The organism is Rhizobium sp. FY34, from assembly GCF_005222845.1.
Classification (GTDB): Bacteria; Pseudomonadota; Alphaproteobacteria; order Rhizobiales; family Rhizobiaceae; genus Neorhizobium.
In genome coordinates this window covers 369,063-387,776 of the sequence record NZ_STFZ01000034.1, presented here as the reverse complement: position 1 = coordinate 387,776, position 18,714 = coordinate 369,063, and the positions used below count along the sequence as shown (strand labels likewise).

The 18,714-nt window shown below is 58.4% G+C and carries 15 protein-coding genes; 11 read left to right on the top strand and 4 right to left on the bottom strand.

Translation table 11 applies throughout. From position 1 onward, the window contains the following. Window positions 1–16: 16 nt before the first annotated feature. The 4 genes from E8M77_RS20835 to E8M77_RS20820 form a co-directional block, all read right to left on the bottom strand. Window positions 17–1,546, bottom strand: a complete 1,530-nt coding sequence (locus tag E8M77_RS20835) for a CDP-glycerol glycerophosphotransferase family protein (RefSeq protein ID WP_170975949.1) — start codon at window positions 1,544–1,546, stop codon at window positions 17–19. Between the two features lie 138 nt (window positions 1,547–1,684). Further along, window positions 1,685–2,413: a hypothetical protein gene (locus tag E8M77_RS20830; protein ID WP_137132526.1), complete on the bottom strand. Its 729-nt coding sequence runs from the start codon at window positions 2,411–2,413 to the stop codon at window positions 1,685–1,687. Continuing rightward, window positions 2,406–3,485, bottom strand: a complete 1,080-nt coding sequence (locus E8M77_RS20825; RefSeq protein WP_137132525.1) for a GSCFA domain-containing protein — start codon at window positions 3,483–3,485, stop codon at window positions 2,406–2,408. Before E8M77_RS20825 ends, E8M77_RS20830 begins: the two co-directional genes overlap by 8 nt. Window positions 3,486–3,542: 57 nt before the next feature. Continuing rightward, window positions 3,543–5,468, bottom strand: coding sequence for a glycosyltransferase family 41 protein (locus E8M77_RS20820; RefSeq protein ID WP_137132524.1), 1,926 nt, complete (start codon window positions 5,466–5,468; stop codon window positions 3,543–3,545). A gap of 310 nt (window positions 5,469–5,778) precedes the next feature. Between E8M77_RS20820 and E8M77_RS20815 the strand changes: the two genes are divergently transcribed. The 11 genes from E8M77_RS20815 to flgK all read left to right on the top strand — a co-directional run bounded on the left by E8M77_RS20815 (window position 5,779) and on the right by flgK (window position 18,713). Beyond that, window positions 5,779–6,720, top strand: coding sequence for a flagellin (locus E8M77_RS20815; protein WP_137132523.1), 942 nt, complete (start codon window positions 5,779–5,781; stop codon window positions 6,718–6,720). A gap of 331 nt (window positions 6,721–7,051) precedes the next feature. Beyond that, complete coding sequence (locus E8M77_RS20810) at window positions 7,052–7,993, top strand: flagellin (protein WP_137132522.1); 942 nt, start codon at window positions 7,052–7,054, stop codon at window positions 7,991–7,993. A 280-nt stretch (window positions 7,994–8,273) separates the two neighbouring features. Beyond that, window positions 8,274–9,224 (top strand): flagellin, encoded by a 951-nt coding sequence (locus E8M77_RS20805; protein ID WP_137132521.1) that lies wholly within the window; start codon window positions 8,274–8,276, stop codon window positions 9,222–9,224. Between the two features lie 277 nt (window positions 9,225–9,501). Continuing rightward, complete coding sequence (locus E8M77_RS20800; protein ID WP_137132520.1) at window positions 9,502–10,137, top strand: hypothetical protein; 636 nt, start codon at window positions 9,502–9,504, stop codon at window positions 10,135–10,137. After that, window positions 10,134–11,414, top strand: coding sequence for a MotB family protein (locus E8M77_RS20795; protein WP_137132519.1), 1,281 nt, complete (start codon window positions 10,134–10,136; stop codon window positions 11,412–11,414). Before E8M77_RS20800 ends, E8M77_RS20795 begins: the two co-directional genes overlap by 4 nt. After that, window positions 11,414–12,691 (top strand): chemotaxis protein MotC, encoded by a 1,278-nt coding sequence (gene motC / locus E8M77_RS20790; protein WP_137132518.1) that lies wholly within the window; start codon window positions 11,414–11,416, stop codon window positions 12,689–12,691. Before E8M77_RS20795 ends, motC begins: the two co-directional genes overlap by 1 nt. A 4-nt stretch (window positions 12,692–12,695) precedes the next feature. Beyond that, the gene (locus tag E8M77_RS20785; RefSeq protein ID WP_137132517.1) at window positions 12,696–14,345 is read left to right on the top strand and encodes a flagellar hook-length control protein FliK; all 1,650 of its coding nucleotides are present in this window, start codon (window positions 12,696–12,698) and stop codon (window positions 14,343–14,345) included. Continuing rightward, a complete protein-coding gene (locus tag E8M77_RS20780; protein WP_137132516.1) occupies window positions 14,275–14,850 on the top strand; it encodes a lytic transglycosylase domain-containing protein in 576 nt (191 codons plus the stop codon). Before E8M77_RS20785 ends, E8M77_RS20780 begins: the two co-directional genes overlap by 71 nt. A gap of 281 nt (window positions 14,851–15,131) precedes the next feature. Further along, window positions 15,132–15,803, top strand: coding sequence for a winged helix-turn-helix domain-containing protein (locus E8M77_RS20775; protein ID WP_137132515.1), 672 nt, complete (start codon window positions 15,132–15,134; stop codon window positions 15,801–15,803). 226 nt (window positions 15,804–16,029) lie between these two features. Beyond that, window positions 16,030–17,232 (top strand): flagellar hook protein FlgE, encoded by a 1,203-nt coding sequence (locus E8M77_RS20770; RefSeq protein WP_137132514.1) that lies wholly within the window; start codon window positions 16,030–16,032, stop codon window positions 17,230–17,232. 32 nt (window positions 17,233–17,264) lie between these two features. Further along, the gene (gene flgK, locus E8M77_RS20765) at window positions 17,265–18,713 is read left to right on the top strand and encodes a flagellar hook-associated protein FlgK (RefSeq protein WP_137132513.1); all 1,449 of its coding nucleotides are present in this window, start codon (window positions 17,265–17,267) and stop codon (window positions 18,711–18,713) included. Window position 18,714: the final 1 nt, after the last annotated feature.

The window sequence follows — 18,714 nt, the reverse complement described above, 5'->3', positions numbered from 1 at the left end:
CTCTGCGCGATACATATCAGGACCTCGATGAGTAAATGCCGTCTGCAATGGAATCCAGGATGATGCGTGCGGCCGGCTCCTGGCGCGGCATCAGGATATCCAGCAAATCCTGGCGTTCCTGTTCCAGTGGCCAGGCCTTGCCGTCCTTGTATCCGAGGGCGGCCTTGCGCATGTCTTCGAACGTTTCCACCCGATGGGCGGCCCGCTCGGCCAGTCGGCCCAGTTCGTTGAAGCGAGCATGAACCCCTGAATCGATGAAGACCAGAGGCTTTTTGAAAAGATGGTATTCGGTCAGAAACGACACGCCATCCGTCAGCATCATGTCGGATGCGTCGAAAAGTTCGCCATAGCTGCCTTCGCAGACCGCGCAATTGGGCAGGGCTGCCCAGGTTTGCAGAAAGCCTGCGTAATCTGGATTGGTGATCACGCCCGAGCGCGGCGCGGAAAAGGAAAGGGCAGGGTGGGGCTTGTAGACGAACTGGATATCCTTGGCGCGGCGCGCCCATTCCAACATCTGCTTGTAGATTTTGTGGAAGACGCCAAAGCCGGCGCCATGGATGGCCAGCGAATGATGCGGCGCCCAGATGATGCGAAAGCTCCGGCCATTCGGCTCGGCAATCGGCCAGACACCTTTGCCCTTGGATTCCAAAAGCTTGTCTAGTTTCGAATAGCCGCTGAGGATGAATTTGTCGGGATCAGAATGGCTGAAGGACCGGTAGTAGGACCGGGTGATTTCCGTCTCGCAGAACACCCGCCAGGCCATGCGGTGATATGTCTGGTCGTAATTGTTATCGTAAGCCTCGTCTGAAGCGTCCGTCGCATTGGGATTGGCAAGCACGCCCATGCCATAGGGCACGACGCAGATCCGCGCGAAGGTGATTTCCGGCGTGCGAAGGCCAGGCGGTACGGGACCATCCCATTGCTGCTGGCGAAAGACGATATCCGGCGTCAGGCTGCGCAGGATGTCCAGCGCCTCAATCGGTGACACGTTCATGCGCAGATGCGCAATGCCCTGCTCGGTCAGGCCCTTGTGCACATCCTCCTCGCCGGCAAACTCGGCGCGTCCCAGATGGCTGTGATTGATGGACACGACCATGGGATGGAAGCGGTCATCCGCGACCATGGCCCAGTAGACATCGACAAGCGCATCCCACATCGGAATCGACTGGACGATGAAGACGCAGCGGATCTTGTCGGTGCGCGGGCGAAGCTCCCGCAAAGTCAGGTTACTCACCTGTTTCAGCGTGTGGAACTGGGCGTTGATCTGGTTGAAACGGGCCTCGAGCTTGGAGACCGCATCATTGGTCAGCGGGGCGAGATCCTTGGCATGGGTTTCGAGCCCGGCACGGACGATCTCGGTGATCTGCTCGGGCAGGGCCCTGTGCTGCATGTGAAAGGATTGCAGAAGCTTGGCGATCTCCAGCTGTATGGCGCCCTGTACCTCGATCCGCTCGTTCAGCGTGCCGAGTTCTGCGCGGACCGAAGATACCTGAGCCGCAAGATCGGAAAGTGCGATCGTCTGTGGTGTCGGCTCGATCTCAGGCATGAACATCCCTTGTATTTTTGTGCGTGCGGCAGGGCTTTATCCAGAATGCGCCCCAGTTTTGTTAGCTTAACCTATCGGTGCAAGCTTTCCCCAGGCTGGCGGTAGATCCACACGCCTTCGTTGTTGCCCAAGCAAAGCTCAGGTGAAAGCATCTGTCTCAGCCAGGATCTTCGACAGCATCAGCCGGCCATAGGCGGGATTGGCATGATAATCTCCGGGTGACTTGGCAAAGCTGTCCAGCATGGCGCCATTCTCGTCATAGACTTCTGGCGGCGGCAGATGGCATGGGATGCCCATCTTTTCCAGCCGGCCAGCAACATGGTCGCGAAAGCGGTTGTAGATGAGGGGGATCTCGCGGTCGACAAAGGTCTTGGCTCCCGTCAGCCTGTGGTAGCTTGCCGGCACCGGGCAGCAGGAGGCAACCGAGAAGCGGACCTTCATATCCGCAAGTGTGCGGAAGAAGGCCAGGGGCTGTTTCACGGTCTCGTCGATGATGGCGTTGAAGGCGCTCTGCGTGACGAATTGGCGATCCGCATCCCAGGATGCTGCCGTATGCCGCTTCCAGTGATCGACGTTGAAGCCGAAGCTGGGATAAAGGCCGAACATGAAGACGAAACGGCGCGCATCATTGGGCTGGATGACCGGTGCTTGATCCTTGTTGAGCCTTTCGAAGGTGCTTTTCGCGGGACCTTGCGTGAAGGCGACATTTTTGCCGTCGAAGGAGAAGAACGGTTCCAGGAAGTTGTAGCCGTGGCCCAGTTGCGCAATCCGGATCTGCCCATGCTTGCTGCGCATGGCACCATTGCCCGCCTCTATACCGGCGTCGCGCAGGGCCAGGATGTGGGAATCGCCGATAATCTCAAGCATAGCCAAGGTCCTGCGCCTGCATCATCTCTTCGCACTGGGCCTCCAGGTCGCCGAGCAGCTGTTGCTTCGTCATTGTCGGTGCCGAACTGTCTGTCGGCGCTTCGCCCGCATGCTGGCGCAGAAAATGCGACATGACATAGTCAACGCCGGCGGCATTCACGGTGCGCTGGTTGTGGTCGTAGAACAGGCCGCGCATCGAAGGGGCGGCGATGATCTCGTAGGAGGGGAAGTAGTCGACGAAGTCGAGCTCGGCTGCCAGATGCCCGGCAACCGCCCGCAGAACCGATTTCGAATAGAGCGTGGCGGCCAGAACATGATTGTCGGTCTTGGTCGCCGTCAGCGGCACGGGCGAGACCGTAAAGATGAAGCGCATGCCCGGATTGAGCTCGCGCATCTTGCCCATGACTGCGACCAGGTCCTCGAAAATCTCGAAATAATTGAAGTTCTTGAAGGCATAGTCTTCCTCGATAAAGCGCCCGGCAACCGTTCCGGGGCATAGCGGAAAGACCGCGCCATCGGCCTTTGAATGCCAAGCTTCCGTCAGGCCGAGGGTAAAGATGAACACATCCGTCTGGTGGAGCATCTGGCGCACAGCCGACAGATGCGACTGGCGCGCCCGCTCCAGTTCCGCCACGCTTTCGAAAGGCTCCGGCTCGAGAAGCGGCCGGAAGGGATCGGCAAACCCGCCGGCCCTGATCCACGGCTCCTCGCGCGGCACAAAGCCGCCCATCGCCCGTTCCACCGTCTGGTGCAGCTGGCGGGCCGTATAGATATTGCAGAAGCGGGCGGAATAGACGCCGTAATTGTAGCTCTGGGCAAGCGCTGCGGGAAACAGCGGCGGTGCTGGTTCGAAATCCTGGAAGTTGAAACCGCTGCGCTTCAGGGTCTTGGCGATATGCTGGGCAAAGCAGCTGCCGGCCGTGCTGATACGGGCCTCCGGCGCCATCGGGAACTTCTTGACATAGAGGTTTTCCTGCTGCAGCGGATGCGTTTCCGCCACCGCCTTTCGCCAGATCGCCCGCGCCGGCAGGTTCGAATAGGGATTGGCCTTGTCGTTTGCCGGATCACTCATCTGCAAGCCTCCCGTGCCGGACGCCCGGCTCTCAATTGGTGCCAAGGCTGATAGTGCCTATGGATTGGTTTCCACAAGGAAAGGTTCTGAACGGGGGGGCAGCGCCGGCACATCGATATGGTTGGGGGAAAGCCCCTTGCGTGCGCGCTCCGCCATCATTTGATAACCGCTCTCCAGATGACGGCAGAAGCGTTCGGCATCGAAGAGCGGCTTCACCAGCCGGTTTTGCTCCAGCTTCGCCTGATAGGTCTTCACCTTGTCTCTGTTCTGGTAAAGATCGACGGCACGCTGGAAGTAATCCTCCTCGTCCTCAGCGATCATTTCCGGCAGATCGATGGCGCGCAGCAGGCTTTCCGAGACGCGCGAGGCAAAATGCGTGCCCTTCATCGTCAAAACGGGCAGGCCCGCCCAGAGCTGTTCCGATGTCGTGGTGTGACCGTTGACCGGGAATGTATCGAGACCGACATCGGCCAGCGTCAGGCGCGCCAGATGCTCCTCATAGGTCACGAACTTGGTAAAGACGATACGTTTGGGGTCGATGCCGTCCTTCTTCAGGCGGTTGAGGATATTGTCGCGCGCGTCATTGGTCTTGCACATCAGCCACAAGATGCTGTCCGGTGTCGCATTGAGGATCCGGGCCCAGAGGTCGATATTGCTGAGTGAAATCTTGCGCGTGGCATTGAATGAGCCGAAGACGAAGGCGTCTTCCGGCAGGTTGGCATCGGCTCGGGTAAACAGGTTGCGGCGCGGCCGGTCAAACGGGTCATTCGGCTGGTAGCATTCCGGCATACGGCAGAATTTTTCCCAGTAATGCGGCTTGGAATGGTCCGGCAGCACGTAATGGTCGCCAATGACATAGTCGAGATCGACATTCGAGGTGGTGCCGGGAAAGCCGAGCCAGGCGATCTGGACGGGTGCCGCCTTGTGGTTGAGGATCTTGGCGCGGCTGCCCATCGTATGCCCCTTCATTTCGACGAGAATGTCGATCTGATGGTCGCGAATGGTCTGGGCGGCCTGCTCGTCGCTCATATCGCGCACAGGCACGACCTTGCCCCAGACGGAGCGGTCGAAATCGCCCTTCTGCAAGTGGCTGTCCTTGGTATGGCAAAACAGCGTGATATCGAACTTGCTGCGGTCGTGCAATTCCAGCACGGCACCGAGCAGTTTCATCGTCGCATGGTCCTTCCAGAGGTCGGAAGACAGGTAGCCGATGCGGATCTTGTCTCCCCATGTGTGCGGCATGGTCAGTCGCTCGGCTGCATGCGTCTTGGGGAAAGATCCCGGATTGTAGCCGGCGATCTTGTTCAGTCGCTCGTCGGCCAACCAGTGCAGGTTGTAGAAGGGGGATTCAGCCCGCAGAACCTGTTCTGAATTCCTGTCCAGCATACGGTCCAGTTGCGGCTGCAGGCGCTCCATTTCTTCGAAATCATTGACCTCGCGCCGGAATACAAGATGCGCCAGCATGATGATGTAGCTGCGCGGCAACCGTTGCCAAAGGTTGGCAACGGTTTCACGATCCTGCGCATTTTCGGGCGCACCCGTCAGAAGTTGCAAGGCTAGGCCATTGTGTTGCACATCGGTACTGGTCGACAGAACCGGCAGGAACACCCGCACCATGTCTTTCAGGCCGCGCTTCATGAACAGCTTGGTAATGATGAAGGCGACATCGGCGTCCTTGCGGGCTCTTTCCAAGAGCGGCCGGCCAAGGCTCAAGGCGAGATCCTCATTGCCGTTCTCGTAATACAGCCTCATCGCCTCGGCGTAAAAATCTTCGGAGCGAGAGCCACCCAATTCTGCCGCCATGACAAGCGTTCGGGCAGCCTCTTCCGGCATTTTCAGCGCTTTCAAGGTCTTAGCCAAGAGCATGTAGGTTTTGACGTCCCGCGAAACGTCCAGCAATTTGTTGAGGGAAGCCAAAGCATCCGTGTACTTGCCCCGTTGAAAGCTCTTGGAGGCATTCGAAAACAAGGTCTGCGGGGTCAAAGTTCGGCTCCTGGTCACAACCACTGGATGGCGCCAACCTGAAGTCCGCGCACTGCCGTGATTGTTAACGCGCGGAGCTTGTCCGAAACCGGTGTGAAACGAATCGTTTACGAATCACCGTACATTTTTATCGGATTGTCTAGTCCTGTTTAAGGAATCTGCAATCAATCTCTGCGATTGTAATCCTCATATGACGGGTTTGGTTTTCCAGAAGATCCGGAACCGAGTGGGCATGAAGCCAGACGTCATCACCGGTACTAAGCCCGGTATGTCCCCCAACAGTATCAAGTCAACAAGGGACTAATCTACTATGACCAGCATTCTGACCAACAACGCTGCAACCGCCGCTCTCTCTACGCTGCGCTCGATCAGCAGCGACATGGAAACGACCCAGAGCCGCATTTCGTCTGGCTACAAGGTCGAGTCTGCTGCCGATAACGCAGCTTACTGGTCGATCTCCACGACCATGCGCTCCGACAACAAGGCACTCGGCACTGTTCAGGACGCTCTCGGCCTCGGCGCTGCCACCACCGACGTTGCCTACACCGCTCTGGAAGCATCGATCGATGTCGTCGATGAAATCAAGGCGAAGATCACTGCCGCTTCGGAACCGGGCGTCGACAAGGCCAAGGTACAGAAGGAAATCGACCAGCTTCAGGATCAGCTCGTTTCGATCTCCAAGTCCGCTTCCTTCTCCGGCGAAAACTGGGTCTATCATTCCGACACAGACGCTGCCGGCACGCAGGCTATCGTTGGTTCGTTCAACCGCGACTCCGAAGGCAATGTCAGCCTGACGACGCTGGAATACAACACAACCAATTCCTCGCTGATCGAAGTAACCAGCACCGGCAGCTACGCCACGACGGGTACGGCAATGCTGTCGACCGAAATGACCTTCGAATCGGCTACCGGCGCAACGGTTTCGGTTGGTTCCTCCTTGCTGGAACTTGACATCGAAACGATGACGACCGGCCAGCTCGCAGACGCTCTGTCTGGCGTTGATGCCGTACTGCAGAAGATGACTGACGCTGCCGCAGACGTTGGTGCTCTCAACAGCCGTATCGACCTCCAGGACAAGTTCGTTGCCGACCTGATGGACTCCATCGACACCGGCATTGGCAAGCTCGTGGATGCCGACATGAACGAAGAATCGACCCGCCTCAAGGCTCTGCAGACGCAGCAGCAGCTGGGCATTCAGGCTCTCTCGATCGCCAACAGCGACTCGCAGAACATCCTGTCGCTCTTCCGTTAATCGGAACGCACTTTACATTTATGAATTTGGCGGATCGCGCTCCTTCGGGGGCGCGTTTTGCGTTTTGGCCTGGCCTTCAACGGTGAAGGCCTGCGGGAAGGGCTATTGACGATCGTCGAGACGCCGCATCAAATTTTTCTGACTGAATTGCAGACATGGTTAAAAATGTGATTCATGTTTTACCCTTCATTAACAATGTTAAGGTTAACTGAAGCCACTCAAGAGGTGCGTCTGGGACAAAAGTAGCCAGGACGAGCATGACGCGTAGCACCCCTTGCCGGCCAGAAACCGGAGTGTCCCTGAATTTTTGCTTTCACAAGGGGCCGTTTCAATGACGAGCATTCTGACCAATACCGCTGCAATCGCAGCTCTTTCCACTCTGCGCACCATCAATAGCGACATGGAGACCACGCAGAGCCGCATTTCGTCTGGCTACAAGGTTGAAGCCGCTGCCGACAACGCAGCCTACTGGTCGATCGCAACCACCATGCGCTCCGACAACAAGGCGCTTGGCACCGTTCAGGACGCACTCGGCCTCGGCGCTGCCACCACCGACGTTGCCTACACCGCTCTGGAATCCTCTATCGCGGTCGTCGATGAAATCAAGGCGAAGATCACTGCCGCTTCGGAACCGGGCGTCGACAAGGCCAAGGTTCAGAAGGAAATCGACCAGCTTCAGGATCAGCTCGTTTCGATCTCCAAGTCCGCTTCCTTCTCCGGCGAAAACTGGGTCTATCATTCCGACACAGACGCTGCCGGCACGCAGGCTATCGTTGGTTCGTTCAACCGCGACTCCGAAGGCAATGTCAGCCTGACGACGCTCGAATACGACACGACCAATTCCTCGCTGATCGAAGTAACCAGCACCGGCAGCTACGCTACGACGGGTACGGCAATGCTGTCGACGAACATGATCTACGAATCTTCGACCGGCGCAACTGTATCCACCGGCTATTCTCTGCTGGATTTGGACATCGAAACCATGACGACCGGCGATCTGGCCGCAGCACTGTCCGGTGTTGATGCCGTTCTGCAGAAGATGACCGATTCCGCTGCAGATATCGGTGCGATCACCTCGCGTATCAAGCTTCAGGACACATTTGTGGCTGATCTGATGGACTCGATCGAAAAGGGCGTCGGCAAGCTCGTGGATGCCGACATGAACGAAGAATCGACCCGCCTCAAGGCGCTCCAGACGCAGCAGCAGCTGGGCATTCAGGCTCTCTCGATCGCCAACAGCGGTTCGCAGAACATCCTGTCGCTCTTCCAGTAAGCCTGAAGGCTTTCTCAACACTCAATCTCGAAAGGCCGCGCCCGGTGCGCGGCCTTTCTGCGTTTGGCTTCCGTCACGACAGCTTCGCGCAGGTTAAGACAGGTTTAATGGTTCTTAAGAATTGGTTATTGCTTATGGCGAATTTCGCTAATATGGTGTTAACCATCCTTTAAGAACGCCGGGTGGATGTCGATTGCCGACATATCTACCAGCATGATGCGATCGTGCGTTGCCGGTAGCCTCCGGTATGTCCCGTATTCATTCCAGGGGCAGTTCCTCCATGACAAGTATTCTCACCAATACAGGCGCCTTGGCTGCGCTTCAGACACTTCGTTCGATCAACAGCGACATGGAAACGGTGCAGAGCCGCATTTCGTCCGGTTACAAGGTCGAAACTGCTGCCGACAACGCTGCCTACTGGTCGATTGCGACCACCATGCGCTCTGACAACAAGGCGCTGGGAACCGTGCAGGATGCCTTGGGCCTCGGTGCCGCAAAGGTGGATACTGCCTATACCGGTCTTGAGTCGGCAATCTCCGTCGTCGATGAAATCAAGTCGAAGATCGTGGCTGCCTCCGAGCCCGGCGTCGACAAGACCAAGATCGACAAGGAATTGACCGAGCTGAAGAACCAGCTGTCCTCTATTTCCGAATCGGCGTCGTTCTCCGGTGAAAACTGGCTCTACAACACCTCGTCTTCCGGCGCTTCGGTGAAGAACATCGTTGCCTCGTTCAACCGTGCCTCGGATGGCGGCGTTTCGCTGACCACGCTGGAATATGACGCTTCCAGCTCGGTGATGATCGACACGCAGAGCGCTGGCCGCGGCATTCTGACCAAAGAGTGGCAGGTCGTGCCTGAAAGCGGCGTGACGGCAGGCTACTTCCTGATCGATGCGGGCGCGGTTACGTCCGGTTCTGAAATAACCCTCTCGAACGATACGACGGACGAAGAGCTTGCCGGTATGCTGCTGGCCGTCGAAGACATGATGCAGCAATTGACTGATTCCGCCTCAACGCTTGGCGCCATCACCAGTCGTATCGATATGCAGGAAGAGTTTGTTGCCTCCCTCATGGATGCGATTGATCAGGGTGTCGGGCGACTTGTCGACGCCGACATGAACGAGGAATCGACGCGCCTCAAGGCCCTGCAGACGCAACAGCAGCTGGGTATTCAGTCCCTGTCGATCGCCAACACGAACGCACAAAACATTCTGCAGCTGTTCCAGCAGTAAGAATCTCGCTCAAGCGATGCGGATCGCCCGTGAAAGGGCGGTTCGGCAAATGGCGGATCGTGCAATGCACCATTGCGGTCCGCAATCTTCATCCTCGCACAAGTTTGGCTGCCTAAGGTTCCGATATATTCACGCTATTTGTCTATGCATGGTCTTGCGTGCTTCGGACTCAAATCAGGGCAGTGTAAATGATTGCGGCACCGTTTGGTGGATCTATCCTTCGACACCGGAATTCTGGCTGGATCGGGCACGAGACCAATCGTTCGGGAACTGACCTATGACAGCAACGCTCAGCCGCTATCTCAAGGATTTCAGCGCGCCCCCGGCGATGCCTGCGGCCCTGTCCCATGACGATTTTTCCTCGTCCTTTTCCTTCGATGACGTCGTGCCGGAGGAACCGGTCGTCGATGTCGAGGCCATCCGTGCCGAAGCCTATGCGCAAGGCATGCAGGCTGGCGAGGAGACCATCCGGGCGCAGTGGGAAGAGGATCGCCAGAAGCTTGAGGCCCGCCATGCCGAAGCGTTGGCGGATCTGCGTCAGCGTCTTGAGCAGGATGCCGGCCGTCGGATCGAGGAAGGTCTGCGTGCGGCCGTTGATACGATTTCTGCTGCGGTCGCGGATCAGGCGGCACTGGTTCTTGCACCGGTGATGGAGGAGGTTTTGGCCGAGCGCGCCGTGCGTGATATGGCCGAGATGATCAAGGAAACGCTTTCGGAGCACAAGGCAGCCTGTCTGACCGTGCGCGGTCCGGTGGCGCTGTTCGACATTCTGAAAGAGGCGCTTGGCCCTGAAGCTCCGGAGCTTCGCCACGTCGAAACGCCCGATCTGGATATTTCTGTTGATATTGATGAGGCTGTTCTGGTCACCCGAATGTCGGCGTGGGCGGGTAGTCTGAAGAAGGTGCTCGGATGAGTGAACAGAACCACCATCACGGCAAGAACGAAATCATCATCATCAAGAAGCACGGCGGTGGTCATGGTGGCCACCACGGCGGTGCCTGGAAAATCGCGTTCGCGGATTTCATGACGGCGATGATGGCCTTCTTTCTCGTCATGTGGCTGGTCAACGCGGCCAATGAAGAGACGAAGGCTTCTGTCGCGAGCTATTTCAATCCGATCAAGCTTTCGGATGAGACACCTGCCAAGAAGGGGCTGGAAAAGCCCGTCGATGCTGCCGAAGGGCAGGAGCAGAAGGAACGCTCCAAGGTCAAGGCGGAGAACGATCAGGTCGGCGCTGCCGCGGCCAGCGGCGAGGACATGACCTCGAGCTCGGGCGAGGAAGCCAATTATTCCGAAGCGGATTTTTTTGAAAATCCCTATTCGGTTCTGGCTGAAATTGCGCAGGAAGTCGGTCAGCAGGCCAATGTCAGCGCAAAGGGCGAAGGCGGTGCCAGCGATAGCGGACCTGCGACGGGCGCCGATGGCGGCGAAGCCTATCGTGATCCTTTCGATCCCGATTTCTGGACCAAGCAGATCGAGGTGAACCGCGCCGAGGGTCAGCAGAAAGCACCGGCGCAGATGCAGCCGATCACGGAAACGGCGGAATTGCCGCAGGAAATGCTGCCGCCAACGCCACCCACGCCGCAGGCCGCCGCAACCATCACCACGCCACCAGCCGCAGCGGCGAGCGGCAAGACCACTGACCAGAGCGTGGCCGCGCCCATTCCCATGCCGCGGCCAGATCCGGCCTCTATCCAGGCCGATGCGGCAGAGGCCGCTGTGCGCCAGAAGGAAGCGGATGCGCTGAAACAGGACATCCAGAAGGAAATCGCCGGTATTTCCGGAAAGCTTGCCGAGGGCCTGATCGTCACGCCGGCCGAAGGTGGCATGTTGATCTCGATTTCCGACCAGACAGAGGCGCCGATGTTCAATGTCGGCTCTGCGGTGCCGCGCCGTGAAATGGTAATCGCCATGGAAAAGATCGGCCAGCTGCTGCAAAAACGCCAGGGGGATGTGGTGATCCGTGGCCATACGGACGGGCGGCAGTTCAAGGGAACCGCCAATGACAATTGGCGACTGTCCGCCGCCCGCGCGCACAGCGCCTATTTCATGCTCGTCAATGGCGGCTTGCAGGAAGGACGGGTCAAGCAGATCTCCGGCTTTGCCGATCGGCGCCCGCAGGTCGAGGACAATCCGCTGGCAGACCAGAACCGACGTATCGAGATATTGCTTGAGGACGACAAGGCCTGATGAAATCGCTTCTCCAGCATCGGCTATCGATCTTGACTGCGGCGCTGCTTGTCAGCTGGCTGCCGCAGCAGAGCCGTGCGCAGCAGATTTCCGACAATCTTGAGCCCTACCAGATGTTGCGCTCGCTGCAATTCGTGCAGGATAGCGTGGTGATGGGCGACCATTCGGCGGGCGAAATGCAGCGCTTCATGCTCGGCACGATCGACAAGCGCCTGCGTACCATCAACCCGAAGGTTTTCGAGGATCCACGCAATGTCGATGCGGCGCTCATCTACGCGATGAGCGGCGGCAATCCGGCAACGCTCGAATTCCTGGTTGCGCGCGACACATCCGGAAATTTTGATACGCGCGTGGCCGATGCCCTGCGCAAATACCTTAGCGGTCGCGGTCTCATGGTCGCAAACAGTCTCGCCGCCATGGTGCCCGAGTATAAGGACCAGCGCATCGGTCCCTATATCGCGCTGGTTGCCGGCAATGTAATGATTGCCAAGGATACCAAGCAGGCGCTCGGCTTTTTCGACTGGGCGCGGCTTGTGGCGCCGGGCACGATTGTCGAGGAGGCCGCGCTGCGCCGGTCCGTGGCAATTGCCGTCGAAGGCGATCAGGTGGAACAGGCCATGGGCTATTCACGGCGCTATGCACGGCGCTTCGTGCATTCGCCCTATGCCGGCCAGTTTGCCGATCTGTTCGTACAGCTTGTCATCAAGCACTATGGAAAGGTCTCGGCGGACGATATCGCCGGCACGCTGGAATTCATGGATGATGACCGCGCGCAGGAAGTCTATCTGCGCATTGCCCGCCAGGCGACCATCAACGGCAATTCCGATCTGGCGGCGCTTGCTGCCGGCAAGGCCAAGGAACGCGGCAAGGACAGGGCCTCGCCCGGCGGGTCCGTGGCCAAGCTCTATAGCGGTGTCGCAGACCTCTCCAAGGGCCATATTGATGGCGTTCTCGAAACGTTGAATGCGATCCCGGAAGACGGGCTGAAGGCGCAGGACCAGGCCTTGCGCGCGGCCGCCCAGCGTGTCGCCGAAGAAGTGGTCCGCAGCCCCACCGAGGCCAGCCTCGAGCAAGATGCATCCGCCAATATCGCCAATCAGATCAGTGCCGAACAGACATCGGCACTTCCAGGGCATGACGCCGCCGGAAAGACTCCCGCCGAGATGGGTTCGGCAACCGGCAAAGCTCAAACGCTCGACCCCGACTTCAAGACATTCGTCGATCGAGGCCGTTCCAGACTGAGCGCGATCGATGACCTTTTGAAGCAGGAGAAATAAATTCATGTATACCCCCGGCCTGCCTGCGAGCCCCAGCGCGACGGGTGCCTCATCGACCAGTGCGCCGTCTTCGAGGTCATCGAAGAGTGAAAGCGAAACATTCAGCAATACGCTGTCTTCACAGTCCGACAGGTACGACACGCGCAGTGTCAGCGACGAAGAGCAAAGTGGCTCCGGTGCGCCCGAGGATGGTGAGGAGACCAGCCAAGCGGATGGCCGCATCAAGCTGCGTGCCTCCACGACCTCGACGTCCAGATTGTCCATTACCAGCCTCAATGAACAGTTCCAGCTGAAGCGCGAGGCGCTGAGCGCTGCCCAGAGCGCCGCCGTGTCCCTGGCTCAGGCGTCAGACGGCGAGGCGGCCGATGCCGAACTCGATACCGCATCGACAGCCGGCGCGTCGCGAAGGGCTTCAGCCGCTGCAAAGGCGCAAACGGCCGTTGCAGATCCTGGCGCCCTGTCGCAGGCGGATCAGGCCGATGTGGCTGACGGGACGCGTGTGGCGAGCGCGCAGGCGGGCAAGACTGCCGCTGGCGGCAAGTCCGATGGCGCGTCATCGCAGAAGCCGACGACCGCCGCTGCGGCGGATGCCGGCATCGATGGGAGCATAGTCGCAAAGCTTGCAGCCGGTACGGCTTCCGTTAAGGGGCAGGGGAATGCCCATCAGCCAGAGGCTTCCGTGGCCGATGAGACGGACGCGTCTGCCATTTCGATCGACCAGGGCGCCAATGGTGGCGAAGCAGCTGGGGCGGTCCTCAGCTTGCTCAGCAGCGACGTGGTGGGAGCAGGCGTTCTCACGACCGCACGGCATGCGGCGGAAGTGACGGGTTCGCAAGAGGCGCCCTCCCGCTTGAAGGCTGTTGAACATTCCAGCATGCCCGAAGGGTCCGGCATATCCGACGGCTCGGTCATGCCGAGCGACGAAACGCTGCCCGTTGGTCATGATCGCACCTTCCGCTTCTCATCGATGCGTGAAGGTCCAGCCAGCATGGACATGACGATCGGTACCAACGCCGATGGCACGACGCGCTTTGATACAGCGCGCGCGTCCTCCAGTGGCGCCGAAGGCGTCGTCGTGCTCGATTCACGCCGCTTCCTCGGCTTTGGCCTTTCAGCCAATGGCGCTGCCCTGACATCCGCATTGTCGGGCGATCCGGAATGGACTGCTGCCATGCAGCCCGGTGCGAGCCTGTCCAATGCGGCCGCCCAGAGCAGCACCGGCCAGGTGGTCAATACCTTGAAGCTTCAGATGACGCCGATCGAGCTTGGCCTGGTAACCGCCACGCTGCGGCTTTCAGGCGAGGCGCTCAGCGTGCATCTGACGGTGGAGAACCGGGCGGCGCACACCCAGCTGAGCGAAGACAGCAGCAGCATCATGGAAGCCTTGAAGAACCAGGGCTTCTCGGTGGATCAGGTCACCGTCAGCATCGCGCCCGCCAGCCAGGCGGATAGCACGGGACAAATGGCCGATCCGGGCCAGCGCGGGCCAGCCGGCGACAAGCAGTTTGATGGAGGCGCCGGACAGGGCGGGGAGCAGAGTTCCAGTTCTTCAGGTTCAGGCGAGACATCGGGAAGACGAGAGAATGAGCCTCATACGGACACTGGGCCTGTTATCGCTGCTGGCAGCGCTCGGCCTCAGCAGCTTTACATCTGATGCCGCAGCGGTGGCTGCCGGCGCATGTGAGCGCGAGATACAGGCCGCTGCCGCGAAATACGGCATTCCCGAAGGCATCTTGTACTCCGTCGGACTGACAGAGACAGGGCGCAAGGGCAGCCTCTATCCTTGGGCGCTGAACATCGAGGGCAAGGCCTTTTTCCCCGAAACGCCGTCCATGGCACTGCAAACTTTCCAGGCGGCCCGCCTCGAGGGCAAGGAGCTTATCGACATGGGCTGCATGCAGATCAACCATCATTTCCATGGCGAGAATTTCTCTTCGCCGCAGGAAATGCTTGATCCAAAGCGCAACGTTGAGTATGCGGCAAAGTTCCTGCGCAACCTTCATGACAGGCACGAGACCTGGACAATGGCGGTAGCACGTTACCATGCGGGTCCCAATAATGACCCCGCCCAGAAGCGCTATGTATGCCGGGTCATCTCCAATCTCGTCGCGACGGGCTATGGAAAATGGACCTCGGGGGCTCAGCAATTCTGCCAATGACTACAACCAATAATTGAGATATCGATCGGCCCAAGGCCCGTTTCGTCCTTTGCCGCGCTTGCGGCCAAAAGGTGGCAAGGCAAGGGCAGCGTTGTCGCACGTTAACTTTTCCCCCGCAAATTTGTGTGAATTCCCGTGATTGCCACTAGATGTAGGGCAAATCGCGGCCCATTCGTTAATCAACTATTAAAAGCTATGGTTAACTTCGTGTAGTTGTCCGGGAATCCCTCGATTCGTACCCATAGGTCATCGAGGCACCACACTGATTCGGAGGCGGACGAATGATCGTAGTGGTTGATGAGCGAGAGCTTGTTAAAGAGGGTTACACCTCACTATTTGGACGTGAGGGCGTGCCCTCAACAGGTTTTGATCCGAAGGAATTCGGTGAATGGGTGAATACGGCGGCAGACACAGACATTGCCGCCGTAGAGGCATTCCTGCTGGGCCAGACAGGCCTGTCACTCGAACTGCCGCGGGCTATCCGCGACCGTTCGATGGCGCCGGTGATTGCGGTGAGCGATCACCCCTCGCTGGAGGCAACGCTTGCGCTGTTCGACAGCGGCGTGGATGATGTCGTGCGCAAGCCGGTTCATCCCCGCGAGATCCTTGCGCGTGCTGCGGCTATCCGCCGTCGCATCAAGGCACTCACCAACTTCACGGATATCGGCCCGATCCGCGTCTTCGACGATGGTCGCGACCCGGAAATCCAGGGCGAGATCTTTGCGCTTCCGCGCAGGGAACGTCGCATTCTTGAGTATTTGGTCGCCAACCGCGGCCGTCGCGTTTCCAAGACCCAGATCTTCAACGCGATCTATGGCATTTTCGACGAGGAAGTCGAAGAAAACGTCGTTGAAAGCCATATCAGCAAGCTGCGCAAGAAGCTGCGCAAGAAGCTGAGTTTCGATCCAATCGACTCCAAACGCTTCCTGGGATACTGCATCGACTGGAAGTGATACATTTCAACGTCGAAATATACTGATCTTCATCAAATATTATCCAGATACAACCTCGGAAATCGACGTCGATCTCCGGGGTTGTATTTTGTTGTCCAGGCGCTTGCCGACGGCCTGCCTCGACAAGGCGGGCAACACGCCTTTCCTGCGCGCACAGGACGCAGCAGACAGCTTCACGCAAGGCCCGGCGCATAGTGTGGGAGTATAGGCAAAACGAGGATTTGATATGAGCCTTTATGGAACGATGCGGACGGGTGTCTCCGGTATGAACGCTCAGGCGAACCGGCTCGGCACGGTTGGCGACAACATTGCGAACTCCAGCACTGTGGGCTACAAAAAGTCATCTACACAGTTCTCGTCGATGCTGCTGCCCAGTTCGGGTTCAAGCTATAATTCCGGCGGCGTTGAAACGACCGTCCGCTATTCGATCAACGACCAGGGCTCCTTCACCTACACCACGTCTGCGACAGACCTTGCCATTGATGGCGATGGCTTCTTCGTCGTCCAGGGCAGCGATGGCACCGAATACATGACCCGCTCCGGCAATTTCGAGGAGATGGATGACGGAACGCTGCAAAATTCCGCCGGCTACACCCTGATGGGCTACCCCTATTCCTCGACGGAAGATCCGACCATTGTCATCAACGGTTTTGAAGGCCTTGTGCCGATCAATATCGACTCAGGCGGTCTTAACGCCACTCCCTCGACGGAAGGTGTGGTGGAAGGCAATCTCAATGCCAACGCTGCGATTGCATCCAGCTACAAGGCCTCGGTTGTCGCGTTTGATTCGCAGGGCAATTCCCGTCCGCTCGATCTCAACTACACAAAGACTGCGGCCAATTCGTGGGATCTGACCATCAGCTATACCGATAGCGTCGGTACGACGACCACACTCGGCACCGATACCCTGACCTTCGGCGCAGACGGTAAATTGACATCTGGCGGCACTGTCACCACAACGCCTTTGACGATTGACGGAGCAGAACTCGGTGCCGTGGATCTCGATTTCACAAAGACGACACAGCTCGGCAGTGCCAGCTCGGTCGAAGGTGATATCGATGGTCAGGGCGCCAGCGGTGTCGACCGGGTCGAGATCAGCAAGGATGGTATCGTATCGGTCATCTACGGCAACGGTCAGTCGATCCCGACCTACCGCATTGCCATGGCAACCGTGCAGAGCCCGAACAATCTCACGCCGATGGCGGGCAACGTCTACTCGCAGAGCAATGACTCGGGCGTCGTCGTCATGGGCTATTCCGGCACCAGCGGCTACGGCGATATCCTCTCCAACGCATTGGAAGATTCCAATGTCGATATCGCCGAAGAACTGACCGCGATGATCGAGTCCCAGCGTAACTACACGGCAAACTCGAAGGTCTTCCAGACCGGCTCGGAACTGCTGGAAACATTGGTGAACCTCAAGAGGTAATCGGGCGTAACGTCACCGAAAAGGCAATATAAATGTCGCTTACAACCTCACTATCCACGGCTCAGTCGATGTTCAACACGACCGGTGCGCAGACCGCCACCACGTCGAAGAACATCGCCAATGCTGAGAATGCCAATTATGTGCGGCGTTCCAATGCTCTTGTTACAGCAGGAAACGGCGCACTGATTGCATCGACGGATCGTGCGCAAAACGATGCGCTTTTTCGGCAGACGATTACCGCCACCTCCGTGGCCAGTGGCCAAGCGACAGTCGTCGCCGGTGTGACGGAAATCCGCAGCCAGCTCGGCGGAAACGAGTATGACAATTCGCCGAGCGCCCACCTTTCCGACCTGGCCGATGACCTGAATGCCTATGCGGCCTCTCCCAGCGAGAGCACGCTTGCATCTTCGACTGTGGCATCCGCGCAGGAAACAGCCAATTATCTGAATACAACGTCGAATGAAGTTCAGGCGATCCGCAGCCGCGCCGACGCGGACATCAAGGATGATGTCGATGAGCTGAACAATCTTCTGGCGCAGTTCGAGGCGGCCAATAACGATGTCGTTCGCTCCAATGTCGCCGGTGAGGATGCCAGCGACGCTCTCGATACGCGCGATACGCTGGTCAAGCAGATTTCGCAGATCATCGGTGTCTCGACGAGCGAGCGCACCAATGGCGACATGGCCCTCTACACATCCGATGGCACGACGCTGTTTGAAACAGTGCCCCGGCAGGTGTCGTTCACGCCAACCACGACCTACACGGCTTCGGTCACGGGCAATGCCGTCTATATCGATGGCGTGCAACTGAGCCCAGGCGTCGGCGCCGATACCAGTGCCTCCGGTTCGCTCCAGGGTCATTTGCAGATCCGCGATCAGATCGCTCCCGACTACCAGGCGCAGCTCGACGAGATTGCGCGCGGCCTGATCGTGACATTCGCCGAAACCGGTCCCGATGGAACATTGACGCCGCTGGCAGGCCTTTTCACCAATGGTGTCGATGACAGCGTGCCGACGGCGGCAACCGTGGTTCCCGGCCTGGCCGCAAGCATTTCCGTCAACCAACTGGCGATCGACAATCCGGTCATTCTGCGCGATGGCGGCATGAATGGCGGCGCCTATGTCATGAATACGACCGGCGGCAGCGGTTATTCCGCATATCTCGACAGCCTGGCTCAAGGCATGGTGGTTACTCAAAGCTTCGATCCGGCGACGGGCGTGAGCGGCAGTCTCAGCCTCATGACCTATGCATCGGCATCGACCTCCTGGCTGGAGGAAACCAGAAGCAAGGCAGACGCGGCGAACGAAACGAAATCGGCCATGAGTTCAAGGTCGCTAGAGGCCTATTCGAGTGAAACCGGGGTCAGCATCGATGAGGAGATGTCTTTGCTTCTCGACATCGAGCAATCCTACAAGGCGGCGGCCAAGCTTGTCAGCACGATCGATGAAATGATGGCAGCTTTGCTTGAAGCGGCGGGATAAA